This window comes from Azospirillum canadense, assembly GCF_025961225.1.
GTDB classification, from domain to species: domain Bacteria; phylum Pseudomonadota; class Alphaproteobacteria; order Azospirillales; family Azospirillaceae; genus Azospirillum; species Azospirillum canadense.
The window spans coordinates 39,931-54,407 of record NZ_JAOQNG010000007.1 but is presented as its reverse complement, the minus strand read 5'-3'; the positions used below and the strand labels follow the sequence as shown (position 1 = coordinate 54,407).

Genomic DNA, 14,477 nt, shown 5'->3' with positions numbered 1-14,477 from the left:
CATGGCTGCCCAGGCCTTCGTTACCGACGACGAGACCGATGCCTTGCCGAAGCCGAAATCGCGCCTGCGGTCGCTGATGGCCCATTGGTACGACGAGCACCGCCGGTCCCTGCTCTGCACGCTGCTGGTCGGCATCCTGATCTTCCTCTACTTCGCCCCGTCGATCGTGGTCTTCATCCCGGCCGGCCATGGCGGCGTGCTGTGGAAGCGCTTCCACCAGGGCACCCAGATGGGGCCGGCCCTGGCCGAGGGCGTGCACGTCATCTTCCCCTGGGACAAGATCGAGGTCTACGACCTGCGCCTCCAGGAGGACACCCGCTCCTACTCGGCCATCGCCAACGACGGACTGAACGTCAGCATCGAGATCACAGTGCGCTACCGCCCCTACGCGGAGATGCTGGCCGCCCTGCACAAGAACGTCGGGCCGAACTACCTGGAGGTGCTGCTGGTGCCGGAGGTCGGCTCGGTCTCGCGTGAGATCGTGTCGCGCTTCAAGGCGGACGAGCTGTACGCCCACCGACGCCTGCGCGTGCAGACGGAGGCGTTCGAGCAGGTCGCCGACCGCGTCATGTACGCCCAGATCGTCGGCGCGGAGGACACGCCGAAGCCCGACGGGCGGACCAAGACCGGCTACCTGCTGATCCAGGACATCCTGATCCGCAACGTCTCGCTGCCCGACGCGATCATGGCGTCGATCGAACGCAAGATTCAGCAGGACCAGGCCGCGCAGGAGTACCAGTTCCGCCTGCAGCGCGAGCTGTTCGAAAGCCAGCGCAAGCAGCTGGAAGGCCAGGGCATCCGCGCCTTCCAGGAAACGGTGCAGGCCAACCTGACGGAGAATTACCTGCGCTGGCGCGGCATCGAGGCGACGCTGGAGCTGGCCCACTCGCCCAACGCCAAGATCGTCGTGATCGGCAACGCCGCGAGCGGCGGCCTGCCGCTGATCCTCGACGCCGCCGGCCAGAACGGCGCCATGGCGGCCGCTCCGGGCACGGGCCCGGCGGAGCTGTCCGCGCTGACCCCCGGCGCCCCGAAGGCGACGCCCGGCGTCCATCCGGCGATCCCCGGCACCGCGATGGCCGCCGTGCCGACCAGCGTCCCGGTGCCGCCGGCCGCCCAGCTGCCCTCGCTGAGCGGGGACGGCAACCCCAACCAGACCCCGCCCAGCCAGATGCCCAGCCTGAACACCGGCGCCGCGGCCCCGGCCGGCAGCCATCCGGCCACCGCGCCCACGCCGGCCGCCAAGCCGGAGCCCCCAAAGGACGGCGCCAAGGACGGGAAGGCCGCGGCGGCGCCGATCCTGTCGAAGATGTCGCCGTCCCGCCTGCTCGACCTCATCCAGCCGAAGTGAGCCGGCGATGGACCTCTGGCGCCTCCTGAGACGCGACGCCCTGCGCAACCTCCAGCCGCTGATGCTGCTGGCGGTGCTGGCCGCCGCGCTCAACCTCGCCCTGCTGACCTCGCTGAACGACGCGCTGCTGCTGCTGGACGACCCGAACGGGCTGCAACGGCTGCTGATCATCTTCCTGCTGTCGTCCTTCCTGTGGCGGCTGGCCCAGGGCTGGATGATGAACGCGGCGTCCAAGCGCCTCCAAGCGGCGCTGGCCGTGCTGCGCGTCGACCTGCTGCGCCGCGCGCTGGCCGCCGACCTGCCGGACTCCGCGGCGGTCGGCACCAGCCGTCTCGCCCAGGTGGCCGGGCCGGAGCTTCAACTGCTGGCCCAGGCGGTGCCGACGCTGGTGATCAGCTTCCAGTCGGTCGCGGCGATCCTGCTGTGCCTGCTCTACCTCGCCACGCTGTCGCAGGCCGCGGTGGCGATCGTGCTGGCCTTCCTGGCGGTCGGCGGCATCCTGATCGGCCGCTCGGTAATCCGGCTGGAGACGCTGTCCGAGACGATCTACGAGGCCGAGGGCGCGCTGTCGGAACGGTCGGACCACATCCTGCGGACCCTGCGGGAGTGCAAGCTGAACCGCCGGCGCAGCACCAACGCGCTCGCCGACGCCACCGCCTGCGCCGAGGATCTCCGCCGCGAACGCCACAAGTTCGGCGCGGAGTACAGCCACTATTTCACGATCTGCGAGCTGACCTACTACATGTCGCTGGCCGGGATCGTCTTCCTGCTGCCGGCGATCACCTCCACCGACGTGGCGACCGTCGTGCTGTCCGGCCACGCCGCGGCCTTCATCGCCTATCCGGTCATCACCATCGTCGCCTCCTACCCCTCCTACATCGCCGCCGAAACGGCGGCCCGCTCCTTCCTGGCGGTGGAGGCCGACCTGAAGGCGCCCCCGCAGCTTCCCCGGCGCAAGGGCACGCCGACCGTGGACTACACCGGCTTCGCCACCCTCGGGCTGGACGGCGCGACCTTCCGGCACGCCGGGCGCGACGGCACCGGGTCCTTCACGGTCGGCCCGGTCGACCTGACGGTGGAGCGCGGCAGCACCGTCTTCATCACCGGCCACAACGGAGCGGGCAAGAGCACGCTGATCCACATGCTGCTCGGCCTTTACCCGGCGCAGCGCGGGTCCCTGCTGGTGGACGGCGCGGCCGTATCGGCCGACGCGCTGGCCTCCTACCGCGACCTGTTCGCCGTCGTCTTCTCCGACAGCGACATCACCCGCCAACTCTACGGCGCGGTGTCGACGGAGGACGGCTTCGCGGAAGAGCTGCTGGACCTGCTGGAGATGTCCGACAAGGTCGCCGTCGACGGCCGCGCCTTCACCACGGTGGAGCTGTCGCAGGGCCAGCGCAAGCGCCTCGCCCTGGTGGCGGCGCTGCTGGAACGCAAGCCGGTGCTGGTGCTGGACGAGTGGGCGGCCGACCAGTCCCCCTACTTCCGCCGCAAGTTCTACCGGGAAATTCTTCCCTGGATGAAGGCGCGCGGCATCACCGTGATCGCGGTGACCCACGACGACGCCTACTTCGACGCGGCCGACGTCCAGCTCCAGGTGGAGCGCGGCGGTCTGCGCCCGACCGATTCGCCGGACGTTCCGGCCCCCGACCTGATCCCCGCTCACTAGGGCCAGCCCACTGAGGCGGCACCCCCACCCCATTCTCATCCCCCAGACGCGAGACAGAGGCTCACCATGATCCTTCTCACCGGCGGCACCGGCTTCCTCGGCGGTTCCTTCTATCTCGACGCCGTCAAGAACGGGACCGCGGCCGACTGCCTGCTGCTGATCCGCGGCGCGGACGAAGCGGCCTGCCGCGCCCGCCTCGCCGGCAACCTCGCCCGCTGCGTCGACCGCGCGACGGCAGAGGCCTACGCCAGCCTGTGCCAGATCCTGCCGGGCGACCTGCAGTCGCTGGCGACCAGCACCGACCCGCGGCTGGACGCGGTGACCCACATCGTCCACGTCGCCGCCGACACCTCTTTCGACAGCCGCCATTCGGTGTGGCAGATCAACGTGGACGGCACGCTGGCGCTGGCCGGCCGCGCCCGCCGGATGAAGCACCTGCAGCGCTTCCTGCACATCGGCACCGCCTTCTGCTGCGGCGAGACGCCCTGGCTGGAGATGGTCGAGGAAGCCCCGGCCCCCGGCCACGACACGCCGCACATCGTCGAATACACCCGCAGCAAGGCCGCGGCGGAGCGGGCGCTGGCCGCCGGCTTCCCGGAGCTGCCGATCGTCGTCTGCCGCCCGTCCATCGTGGTCGGCCACACCACGCTGGGCGTGCGGCCGAGCGCCAGCATCTTCTGGTTCTTCCGGCTGGTCGACCGCACCGGCGTGCTGCCCTGCTCGCCCGACGGCTTCATCGACATCGTGCCGGTGGACTGGGCGTCCGCGCGCCTGCACGACCTGCTGCGTAAGCCCGACCTAAAGCACAACCTCTACCACATCTCCGCCGGCATCGGCAGCCGGACCACCTGGGCCGACTTCGAAGAGGCCTTCGCCGCGCACGGGCACGAGGGCACCCGCCCCTACAGCTTCTTCGACCCCAAGGGTCCGGAGGGCTGGCGGCCCTTCGACCGCGCCTTCCGCGCCGCCTTCCCGCAGCGCGACATCCTGCACCGGACCATGGCCGCGGGCGGGCGCAAGTACCACCGCTTCACCGCGCAGGACATCGCCTTCGACAACAGCCGCCTGCTCTCCGAGGGCTTCGCCCCGCCGCCGCGCTTCGCCGACTACATTGGCGTCTGCCTGACGAAGCCGAACACGACCATCGCCGAGCAGTTCGTCGACGACGCCGCCAGCTTCGAGTTCGACGAGGCGCTCACCTCCGCTCCGGCGGCCGCCTGACGGTTGGAAGGACGGACGCCATGCCCCTGCTGATCGCGACCCGCGTCGGCTCCAGCCCAATCCACGGGCTGGGGCTGTTCGCCGAGGAGGCGGTGCCGGCCGGCACGCCGATGTGGGCGTTCGACGCCCGCATCGACCGGCTGCTGGCCCCCGACGACTCCGTGCTGGCCGACTATCCGCAGGTCGACCGGCTGATCGACTTCCACGGCTGCGTGATCGAGGGGGTCGGCATCCTGCTGCCCGGCGACGACGCCCGCTTCCTCAACCACGCCGACGACGCGTCGGTCGGCCGGGCTGACCCGGCCGACTGGCGTCTGTTCGTCACCCGCCGCGCCATCGCCGCGGGCGAGGAGATCACCTGCAACTACGAGGACATCTGCGCCGACGTCCGCGACGCGGGGGCAGCCGCCTACTTGTCCTGCGGAGCCGCCGGATGAATTCACGCCCCCTGGTCACCAGCGTCGTCGGCCCCGCCGCCCTGACGCCCGAACTGCGTTCGGCGCTGTTCGTCCTGCTCAGCGTGTGGTTCGAGGGCTACGGCGAGGACTATTTCAACGAGGAGCTGGCCGACCTCGACCACTGCGTCCTGCAGCGGGACGCGGAAACCGGGGAACTGGTCGGCTTCGCCACCATCTACCGGCAGGAGTCGGACTTCGACGGCCGGGCGGTCGGCGTCTATCACACCGCCCACTGCATCCTCCAGCGCCGCTACTGGGGGTCGAACGGGCTCGTCCGGTCGATGGTCGCCGAGCTTCTGGACCGTGCGCGCGCCGACCGCTCGGGGCGCGTCTGGTACTGGAGCTACAGCGCGGTCGGCTACCGCTCCTACCGCTACATGCCGATGCTGTTCGTCCGCCACACGCCGCACGCCGAGGCGCCGCTGGGCGACTTCGACCGGGTGGTGCGCGACTGGGTCGGACGCGAATGCTTCGCCCAGTATTACGACACCGAAACCGGGACCGTGGACTGGAACTGGCAGGGCTACGGCCTGACCGAGGAGGCCCGCGCGATCAGCGAGGCCAAGCTGGACAGCCCGGCACTCGCCCTGTTCCGCCGCCTCAACCCGCGCTGGGCCGACAGCGTGGAGATTCTCTGCCAAGCCCAGTTGCACGACGACAACCTGACCCCCTTCGCCCGCCGCTGGTTCCCCGCGCGCCAAGCCGCCTGACATTCACACCACTCTATATCTTGGAATGACCGCTCCCATGCGCCCGACCGCTCCCGTCACCGCCGCCCTCGCCTGTCTCGCGCTGTCCGCCCCGGCCGCCGCGCAATCCGCCTTCGACGTCACCATCGGCGGCGATGCCTATGCGCAGGGCGCCTACGTCAACCAGAAGCAGGACAGCGGCCTGCGGTCGACCGAGTTCGCCAACCGCTTCCGCCTCGTCATCACGCCGTCGGCCACCGCCGACAACGGCCTGACCTACGGCGCGCGCGTGCGCATCGTGGCTGGCAACGGCAATCCGGCGGTGTCGAGCACGCGGCTGGAAAACGACCGCGCCTTCGTCTACGTCAGCGGCGGGTTCGGCACGGTGCAGGCGGGCATGATCAACGGCCTGTCGGACGAATACGGCATGATCGGCCCGAACGTGGAAGGAATCGCGGGCAGCCCCGACAGCAACGGGATCCTGTTCCTCAACGGCTCCTCCACGCTGGGCGCCCTGCCGCTTCCGGCGACCAGCCTGCGCACGCTCGTGTCCTACGACACCGGCACCAAGATCATCTACATCACCCCGTCCATCGCCGGCCTGTCGGCGGCGGTGTCCTACACGCCGCGCCTGGGCGACGCCAACAACAACGTCAACCGCCTGAAGCGGGATCCGCTGGGCAACGCCCCGTCCTTCCACGACATCGTGGAGTTCGGCGCCGCCTACCTGCGCAACGTCGACGAGCTGACGATCGAGGCCAGCGCCTTCTACCAGACCGGCCAGGCCAATGGGCAGACGGACGGCGTGCTGAGCCAGGAGTTCGAGGATCTGCGGTCCGTTCATGTCGGGGCCAACGTCGGCTACGGCCCCGTGAAGGTCGGCGCCAGCTACGCCTACAGCGGCGACAGCGGCTACGCCAAGGGCCTCGCCCAGTCCCGCGCGCAGCAGAACCTGATCATCGGTGCGCAATACTCCTATGGGCCGCTGCTGTTCGCCGCAAACTACCTGCGGGCGCTCGGCAACGACAGCGCGACCATGACGACCCCGGCCAAGGCCGACATTTGGCAGGGCGGCATCACCTGGACCGTCGCCCCCGGCCTGACCACCGGCCTGGAGTACGACTACGTCCGCTCCACCCTGTCCGGCGGAGCGCCGAGCGGCGGCGACCTGACCGACCGCGCCCACATCCTGATGCTCGACACGCGCATCGCGTTCTGAGGCGGGCCGCGCATGGCGCCGAGTCCCCTCTCCCGTCCCGGGAGAGGGGACTGCGTGTTGACGCTCCCCCGGCGCGTCGGCTAAGGTCCGTCATCGCCGGATGATGCCCGTCGGGGCGTTCCGGCCGTAAGCGTTCACGTCAATCAACGCACCCATTGACCCTCGTTCGGGGGGAGCGGGTGCGTGTGTCCGCGCACCGCGCATTCCACCGAGCGACGGTCCTCATGCGGAGTGCGTGAACGTGCCTTCCATCAATGCGTCGGCCGCTGATCGGCCCGATGTGGCCCAGCGCCGTGTCGTTGCCCTGACGGGGACGCTGTTCCTCTCCTATCTTGCGGTTGCCATGGCGTTGCCGGCGGTGCCGGTGCATGTCGTGCAGGGGCTGGGCCTCAGCAACGCTTTCGGCGGCTTGACGGTCGGCATCGCTTTCCTGTCGACGATCCTGACGCGCAACCTCGCCGGCGCGCGCGCCGACCGGATCGGCGGCAAGACCTGCATGCGGCAGGGTCTGGTCGTCTATGCCGTGGCCGGGCTGATCTGCCTTCTGGCGAGCTGGCCCCAACTGCCCGTGGCGGGCGCCTACGCCGTGTTGATTGTCGGGCGACTCCTCCTCGGCCTGGGCGAAAGCCTGGCCATGGTGGGGATGATCAGCTGGGCCATCGGCCTGATGGGCCACGCGCGGTCCGGCAAGGTGATGTCGCTGGTCGGTGCGGGAATGTACGGGGCCTTCGCGGCCGGCGGCCCGCTTGGCCTCGCGCTGCTGGACCGGGTGGGCTTCGGCGGCCTCATGGCCGTGTGCACGCTGTTGCCGTTGCTGGGACTGGCGGCCATTCATCCGATCCCGGCCGTGGCGCCCCACGCCGGCCAGCGCGAGTCCTTCTGGCGGATCATCGGCCGGATTTGGCGGGCGGGCGCCGCCGTCGGGCTTCAGGGGGTCGGCTTCGCCGCCCTGGGCGCCTTCTTTTCCCTCTACTTCCTCAGCCGCGGCTGGCCCTACGCGGGGCTGGGGCTGACCTTTTTTGGCGTCGGGTTCGTCCTGGTCCGGCTGCTTTGCGGCCATCTGCCCGACCGGATCGGCGGAGCGCCCGTGGCCATCGCCTCGCTGGCCGTGGAGGCCTGCGGCCAGTACCTGTTGTGGCTGGCCCCCGGTCCCGGGTGGGCGTTGGCCGGCGCCCTGCTGACGGGGCTCGGCTGCTCGATGGTGTTTCCGGCCATGGGCTCCGACATCGTCAAGCGGGTGCCGCCGCACCTGCGCGGCACGGCGGTCGGCGGGTTCGCCGCCTTCCAGGACCTCGCCTATGGAGCGACGGGACCGCTGGTCGGCTTGCTGGCCGATTCCTCCGGCTATGCGGCTGTGTTCCTGATCGGCGGCCTCGCGGCGACACTCGGGCTGGGCATGGCGGTGTCGGTGCACCGGATGGCGCGCGCCGCGGTGGCATGACGTCGCGTTGGCCGGCTATGGAGCCTTTTGACCGCGGTCAAGGACGCGCGGCCGGCCTGCGCCGAGCTTTCCCGCGCTGGCCACACGGGAGACGGGCGCCATGAACCAGGCTCAACTCGGATTGCTGATCGTCACCCCGATGCTGATTGGGACGGCGCTGCTGATGCACCGTCAGGGCGTGATGTCGCGCGGCGGCGTGGTGCTCGCCACGTTGGCGTCGCTCGGCGCCGCCGCCTGGATGTTCCTCACCCAATAGTCGCCCCGCTTGTCCGTCAGGCCGGCCAACTGCGCCGGCTTGACCGCCGTCAAGGATAGTCTGACCAAATCAGTCAACTTTTGGCGGGCAAGGACGGACCATCGGGACGAAAACCATGTCAGCGGGCACCATGTCAGCGGCAGACAGCGCCTTCACCGGCGACGCGCAGAGCGGGAGCGACCCTCTGGAGGGCCTTCCGGGCCACCCGATGATGTGGATCCTGATCCTCAGCGAACTGGCGGTGTTCGCCATCGCCTTCATCGGCTTCGCCGTGGCCCGTCTGCTCAACCCCGCCGGCTTCGCCGCGGGCCAAGGACATTTGGACCCGACGCTGGGCGGCCTGAACACCATCGTCCTGGTGTCCAGCGGAGCGCTGGCCGCGGTCGGCGTGGCCGCGGCGCATGAGAAGGCATGGCGACGCGCGCGGTGCCTGTTCGTGACGGCCGCTGCCGTTGGCCTGCTCTTCCTGATCGTCAAGGGCACGGAGTATTCGGCGATGATGGACGCCGGCTTCACGCTCGACAGCGGCGGGTTCTATTCCCTCTATTACCTGTTGACCGGCTTTCACGCGCTGCACGTCGTCATGGGCATGATCCTGCTGGTCATCGTGGCCTTTCAGGACAGCGCGGAAACCTTCGAGACCGGGGCCGCCTTCTGGCACATGGTCGATCTGGTCTGGATCGTCCTCTACCCCCTCCTGTACCTGCTGCGCTGAGGAGAACGGCGATGAACGCACGCACGGGCTTGCTCCTGCGCACTTGGGGCGTCCTGACCGCCCTGACGCTCGCCACGATGCTCCTGGGCAAGGCCGGGCACGGCGCCATTCCCGGCGCCATTCCCGGCATCGCGGGCGCCGCCGCCGTGATGGCCATCACCATGGTCAAGGGGCGGCAGATCCTCGTGCACTACGTGGGCCTGCACGGTCCCGGCAACCGCTGGAGGCCGGTCCTGATCGGCTATCTGCTGGTGCTGGGCCTCGCGATCTTGGGCGCCTACGCCGCCGGCCTCCTTCGCTGAGGCGGCAATTCCTTCTTCCTCCTTCAATCCTTCCACCATCCCCAACAGAGGACACCATGCAAGCCACTTCTGCCACCGACCGGACCGAGCCCGTCATCGACGTCCAGGCCATCGCGCCCTACCAGCGCCATCAGGTCATCATCGAGGCGGTCCACGGCCTTGCGCCGGGGGATTCCTTCACGCTGGTCAACGACCACGACCCGCGCCCCCTGCACCTGCAGCTGCGGACGCTGTTCGGGAACGCCTTCACCTGGGAGTATCAGGAGCAGGGGCCGGAGGTGTGGCGGGTCCGGATCGTGAAGTCGGCGCAGGCCACTCCCGTGGAGGACCGCAGCGGCTCCTGCTGCGGCGGCATGTGCGGCGGCTGAGTCACAGGGCAGACACGCAAAAGCAAGGGGACCGGCCTTCGCCGGTCCCCATTTTCGTGTTTGGGTTTTCGTGTTTCGGCTTACCCCACCACCTGCCGGTACAGCGCGGGCAGCGCCTTGGTCAGGTGCGCCACGTGGGGGAAGATGGCGTAGCCGCCGCGGCCGAACAGATAGGGGAAATAGTCGCGCGCCTCGGCGTCCACCGTGATGCCGAACAGCGCCAGCCCCTGCCGACGGGCCTCCTGGATGGCGACGCGCGTGTCCTCGATGCCGTAGCGGCCCTCGTAATGGTCGACGTCGTTCGGCTTGCCGTCGGACAGCAGGATCAGCAGCCGGTGGCGGTTCGGCCGCTCGGCCAGCCGCGCGGTGGCGTGGCGGATCGCCGCCCCCATCCGCGTGTAGTGGCCGGGCTTCAGCGCCTGGACCCGGCGCTGCACCGTGGACGACAGCGGCTCGTCGAAGCCCTTCACGGTCTGCACCCGCACCCAGCTGCGCTTGTTGGAAGTGAAGGTGAAGATCGCATGGTCGTCGCCGCAGGCTTCCAACCCGTAGGATAGGGCGAGCAGCGCCTCCTTCTCCACGTCCAGCACGCGCCGGCCGTCGATCCAGCCATCGGTCGACAGCGAGGCATCGACCAGCACCGCCACGGCGAGGTCGCGGGCCGCCGTGCGCACCGACTGGTAAACGCGGTCGCTGCCCACCCCGCCCGCGCGATGGTCGGCACGGCTGCGCACCAGGGCGGAGAGGTCCAACTCATCCCCGTCCGGCTGGGCGGTGAAGACCATCCGCTTCGGCCGCAGCGCCTCGAACTGCCGGCGCACCTGCCGGATGCGGCGCAGGGCTGCGTCGTCGGGCACCCAGTCCTCGCCGTCCGCGGAGGCCGGTTCGGTGATCACCCGGCAGTGGGCGGGGTGGTAGGCGCGGCGGCGGTGGTCCCATTCCGGGTAGCTGTGCTCGGCGACCAACGGCGTCGCGTCCACCGTCGCGGCGGCGAGGTCCAGGTCCATCTTCAGGCGCGTGGAGGGTTTGCGCTGGTGCTGGGCCAGCGCGATCTCCTCCATGTCGTCGGCGGCCTGCTTGGCGCCGTCCTCGTCGTCGTCCTCGACCGAGCGCGGGATGTTCATCATCTCCGCAAGGCCGAGCAGCTTCTCGAACCGGTTCAGGATCAGCGGATCCTCCCGCTGGGTCCGGTCGCTGTCGCGGCGCTTGGCCTTGCGGCGCTGGCCGTCGCCCTCGGCCGCCTCCGCAGAGTCGCTTTCGGGGCCGTCTCCAACTGCTGCGGCCGCGCCGGTCACGGCCGCACCGGCGACTTCGCCCCACAGAGGCACGGGCAGGAACGGCTTGTAGCCGACGGGCGCGGAGAACCGGTCGAGCGGCACGGTGCCGTTCAAGACCGCCCCGCCCTCCCCGGCGCCCAGCAGAGCCAAAACGGCCGCTTCCACCCGAGCCTCGTCCTTCGGCAGAGCGCGCTTCGGTCGCACGGCGCGCAAAGCCGCGCACAGCTCCCCATGGAGGCGCACCAGCCCCGGCCAGCGCGCCAGCACGTGCGCCGTCGTCGCGTTGGCCTGCCGCAGCGCCCGGACGTCGGCCTGCAAAGGATCGGCGGGCGGCTCGCCCGCGGGTTCCGCGTGGGCGAAGTAGGCGGCCAGCCATTCGTAAAGGCGCTCGTTCAGCGCGGCGTCGGGGAAGACGTCCAGCACCGCGGGCAGCGCCAGGACATCACCGTCCAGCGCCGGCCGCTCCATGGACTCGGCGCCGAGGCCGATGCGCTCCAGCAGGGCCAGCCGGTGGCCGGAGCTGCTGCGCGCCGCGGCTGCCAGCCGCACTCCGCGGTCACCGCCCAGCCCGCGGAAGAACACGCCCAGCCGCGGCCGGATCGTCTCCAGCGCCACGGCGGCGTCGGGATGGCGCGGGTAGCTCGCCCGGCCGCCCATCAGGCGGTGCCAGTGGCGGCCGATGGTCTCTTCGGGTTCGAACAGCGACAGCAGCATGACGGATCCTTCCGGCTTCTCAGCCCAGCGCGATGTCGGCGACGCGCAGCAGCGCCTGGCGCACGTCGGCGTCGTCGGTCAGCGGCTCGATCAGCGCGGTGCGGATCGCGCGCTCCGGCCGAATGCCGGACCGGATCAGCGTCGCGCAGTAGACGAGCAGGCGGGTCGAGACGCCCTCTTCCAGGTCCTGGCCCTTCAGGTCACGCAGCGCGCCGGCCAGACGGACCAGCGGGGCGATGCGGCCTTCCGGCAGGCCGCTCTCGCGGGCGACGATCGCAATCTCCGCCTCCGGCGCCGGGAAGTCGAATTCGATGGCCAGGAAGCGCTGGCGGGTGCTGGGCTTCAGCGCCTTCAGGACGTTCTGGTAGCCGGGGTTGTAGGACACCACCAGCATGAAGCCCTCCGGCGCTTCCAGCAGCTCGCCCGTGCGGTCGAGCGGCAGCAGGCGGCGGTCGTCGGTCAGCGGGTGCAGCACGACGGTGACGTCCTTGCGCGCCTCCACCACCTCGTCCAGGTAGCAGATGGCGCCCTCGCGCACTGCGCGGGTCAGCGGGCCGTCCACCCACACTGTGTCGCCGCCCTTCAGCAGGTAGCGGCCGGTCAGGTCGGCGGCGGTCAGGTCGTCGTGGCACGACACGGTGTAGAGCGGCCGCCCAAGCCGGGCCGCCATGTGCGACACGAAGCGGGTCTTGCCGCAGCCGGTCGGGCCCTTCAGCAAAAGCGGAAGGCGGTGGCGGAAGGCGTGCTCGAACAGCTCGCACTCGTCGCCGACCGCCTGGTAGTAGGGAATGTCGAGGTCGTCCGCGACGGCCTTCAGGGCGCTGAGAGGCATGGAATTCTCCTGGGTGTGATCCCCTCTCCCGGAACGGGAGAGGGGTCTTCAGGTCACGTCACTCGGCCGGCTGGACGGCGCCGCCGAGCGGGGCCTTGCCGGTGGCGCGGACCGGGCCGAGCAGGGCGTAGAGGTAGAGGCAGGCGCCGATGAACACCGCCACGCCGGCGGCCAGACGCACCCAGAAGAACGGGGCGATCTGCTCCTGCACGCTCATGTAGTCCATGCCCAGCACGCGCTGCAGGTGGACCTGCACGACGCCGGCGAAGGTCAGCGCGAAGGTCATCACCGTCATGCCGCCGCACATCAGCCAGAAGCTCAGCTTGTTCAGCGCCTGATGGTACGGCGCCACCCCGCGCAGGTGCGGCATGGCGTAGCTGAAGATCGCCAGGTTGATCATCGCGTAGGCGCCGAAGAAGGCCAGGTGGCCGTGCGCCGCGGTGACCTGCGTGCCGTGCGTGTAGTAGTTCACCGCCGACAGCGTGTGCAGGAAGCCCCACACGCCGGCGCCCAGGAAGGCGAACACCGCGCAGCCCACCGACCACAGCAGGGCCGCCTTGTTCGGGTGGTTGCGCCCGCCCTTCAGCACCATCTGGATGGCGAACACCACCATGGCGAAGAACGGCGCCACCTCCAGCGTGGAGAACAGCGAGCCGATCCACTGCCAGTAGCCCGGCGTGCCGATCCAGTAGTAGTGGTGCCCGGTGCCCAGCAGCCCGGAGAACAGGGCCATGCCGACGATGGCGTACAGCCACTTCTCGACGATCTCGCGGTCGACGCCGGTCATCTTGATCATCAGGAAGGCCAGGATGGAGGCCATCACCAGCTCCCACACCCCCTCGACCCACAGGTGGACGACGTACCACCAGTACATCTTGTCCAGCGCCAGGTTGGTCGGGTTGTAGAAGGAGAACAGGAAGAAGATGGCGATGCCCCACAGCCCCATCACCAGGATGTTGGTGATGACCGTGCGCCGGCCCTTCAGCACCGTCATGGAGATGTTGTAGAGGAACATCAGCGCCACGACGACGATGGCGGCCTTGATCCACAGCGGCTGCTCCAGGAACTCGCGCCCCTCATGGATGCGGAAGACGTAGCCGACGACCGCGGCGAGCGCCCCGAACATGAACAGGCCGAACTGGAGGTAGGCGAGCTTCGGGCTGTGCAGCTCGCGCTCGGCCTCCTCGGGGATCAGGTAGTAGGCGGCGCCGAAGAAGCCCATCAGCAGCCAGACGATCAGCGCGTTGGTGTGGATCATGCGCAGGATGTTGAAGGGCAGCAGCTCCGACAGCGTGTTGGGCAGCACGTAGACGGTGCCGGCGAGCAGGCCGACGAGCAGCTGCACCGCGAACAGGAGCAGCGCGCCGTAGAAGAAGGGCAGCGCCACCTTCTGGGATTCGTATTTCATGGCAGAGGTCCTTCCCGTCAGCCCGAGACCTTGGGCGGCCAGTTCTGGGTGTTGATGCGGCTGGTCCAGGCGAAGAAGTCGGCCAGGTCCTCGACCTGCTGGTCGGTGAGGTGGAACTGCGGCATCTGGCGGCGGCCCTCGATGCCGCTGGGCTGGGCGGCGAACCAGGCCTTCAGCGCGTCGCGCGCGCCCTGCGGGTCCTTGTCGCCGCCGTAGCGGATCCACACGTTGCCGAGTTCCGGCGCGAAGTAGGCGCCCTCGCCGAGCAGGGTGTGGCAGTTGATGCAGGAGTTCTTCTCCCACACCGCCTTGCCGCGGGCGACGCTCTCGGTCAGGCCGGCGGCGTCGGTGCCGGTGGTGACGACATACTTGTGGCTGGCCGCCGTCAGCGAGACGAAGGCGGCGAAGAAGAACAGCGAACCGCCGTAGAAGATGTTTCGGGCGGCCGCCTTGGTGAAGCGTTCCGTCATGCGTTGGTTCCCCTGGAACTGGATCAGGGCCCAGCGGGCCGGTCCTGGCTATCGATCGGGGCGAGCGGTCGGGCGGGAGAGCCGGCC

General features: G+C 69.7%; 15 protein-coding genes. 11 read left to right on the top strand and 4 right to left on the bottom strand.

Annotated features, from left to right (window positions below; all coding sequences use genetic code 11):
• The first annotated feature begins 1 nt into the window (after window position 1).
• The 11 genes from M2351_RS28110 to M2351_RS28060 all read left to right on the top strand — a co-directional run bounded on the left by M2351_RS28110 (window position 2) and on the right by M2351_RS28060 (window position 9,689).
• Window positions 2-1,351 (top strand): prohibitin family protein, encoded by a 1,350-nt coding sequence (locus M2351_RS28110; RefSeq protein ID WP_264659334.1) that lies wholly within the window; start codon window positions 2-4, stop codon window positions 1,349-1,351.
• A gap of 7 nt (window positions 1,352-1,358) precedes the next feature.
• Complete coding sequence (locus M2351_RS28105) at window positions 1,359-3,020, top strand: ATP-binding cassette domain-containing protein (protein WP_264659333.1); 1,662 nt, start codon at window positions 1,359-1,361, stop codon at window positions 3,018-3,020.
• Window positions 3,021-3,086: 66 nt separating this feature from the next.
• On the top strand, window positions 3,087-4,241 hold the full coding sequence (locus tag M2351_RS28100; protein ID WP_264659332.1) for an SDR family oxidoreductase: 1,155 nt from the start codon (window positions 3,087-3,089) through the stop codon (window positions 4,239-4,241).
• A 20-nt stretch (window positions 4,242-4,261) separates the two neighbouring features.
• Window positions 4,262-4,678 (top strand): SET domain-containing protein, encoded by a 417-nt coding sequence (locus M2351_RS28095; RefSeq protein WP_264659331.1) that lies wholly within the window; start codon window positions 4,262-4,264, stop codon window positions 4,676-4,678.
• The gene (locus M2351_RS28090; protein WP_264659330.1) at window positions 4,675-5,409 is read left to right on the top strand and encodes a GNAT family N-acetyltransferase; all 735 of its coding nucleotides are present in this window, start codon (window positions 4,675-4,677) and stop codon (window positions 5,407-5,409) included. Before M2351_RS28095 ends, M2351_RS28090 begins: the two co-directional genes overlap by 4 nt.
• Window positions 5,410-5,446: 37 nt before the next feature.
• Complete coding sequence (locus M2351_RS28085) at window positions 5,447-6,607, top strand: porin (protein WP_264659329.1); 1,161 nt, start codon at window positions 5,447-5,449, stop codon at window positions 6,605-6,607.
• A 241-nt stretch (window positions 6,608-6,848) separates the two neighbouring features.
• Complete coding sequence (locus tag M2351_RS28080) at window positions 6,849-8,048, top strand: MFS transporter (RefSeq protein WP_264659328.1); 1,200 nt, start codon at window positions 6,849-6,851, stop codon at window positions 8,046-8,048.
• A 100-nt stretch (window positions 8,049-8,148) separates the two neighbouring features.
• Window positions 8,149-8,304 (top strand): hypothetical protein, encoded by a 156-nt coding sequence (locus tag M2351_RS28075; RefSeq protein WP_264659327.1) that lies wholly within the window; start codon window positions 8,149-8,151, stop codon window positions 8,302-8,304.
• A 115-nt stretch (window positions 8,305-8,419) separates the two neighbouring features.
• Window positions 8,420-9,019 carry a cytochrome c oxidase subunit 3 gene (locus M2351_RS28070; RefSeq protein WP_264659326.1) on the top strand — a complete coding sequence of 200 codons (600 nt, stop codon included), beginning with the start codon at window positions 8,420-8,422 and terminating at the stop codon, window positions 9,017-9,019.
• 11 nt (window positions 9,020-9,030) lie between these two features.
• The gene (locus M2351_RS28065; protein WP_264659325.1) at window positions 9,031-9,321 is read left to right on the top strand and encodes a cytochrome C oxidase subunit IV family protein; all 291 of its coding nucleotides are present in this window, start codon (window positions 9,031-9,033) and stop codon (window positions 9,319-9,321) included.
• Window positions 9,322-9,377: 56 nt separating this feature from the next.
• Entirely contained in the window at window positions 9,378-9,689 is a 312-nt protein-coding gene (locus M2351_RS28060; RefSeq protein WP_264659324.1) for a DUF2249 domain-containing protein, read from the top strand.
• An 80-nt stretch (window positions 9,690-9,769) separates the two neighbouring features.
• On the opposite strand, the gene M2351_RS28055 is transcribed toward M2351_RS28060, so the two are convergent.
• From M2351_RS28055 to M2351_RS28040, 4 genes are read right to left on the bottom strand one after another with little or no spacing between them, the layout of a single operon-like run.
• Window positions 9,770-11,680 carry a nitric oxide reductase activation protein NorD gene (locus tag M2351_RS28055; protein WP_264659323.1) on the bottom strand — a complete coding sequence of 637 codons (1,911 nt, stop codon included), beginning with the start codon at window positions 11,678-11,680 and terminating at the stop codon, window positions 9,770-9,772.
• A 19-nt stretch (window positions 11,681-11,699) separates the two neighbouring features.
• A complete protein-coding gene (locus M2351_RS28050) occupies window positions 11,700-12,512 on the bottom strand; it encodes a CbbQ/NirQ/NorQ/GpvN family protein (RefSeq protein WP_264659322.1) in 813 nt (270 codons plus the stop codon).
• A 58-nt stretch (window positions 12,513-12,570) separates the two neighbouring features.
• Window positions 12,571-13,920: a cbb3-type cytochrome c oxidase subunit I gene (locus M2351_RS28045; RefSeq protein ID WP_264659321.1), complete on the bottom strand. Its 1,350-nt coding sequence runs from the start codon at window positions 13,918-13,920 to the stop codon at window positions 12,571-12,573.
• A 17-nt stretch (window positions 13,921-13,937) separates the two neighbouring features.
• The gene (locus M2351_RS28040; RefSeq protein WP_264659320.1) at window positions 13,938-14,390 is read right to left on the bottom strand and encodes a c-type cytochrome; all 453 of its coding nucleotides are present in this window, start codon (window positions 14,388-14,390) and stop codon (window positions 13,938-13,940) included.
• Window positions 14,391-14,477 lie beyond the last annotated feature (87 nt).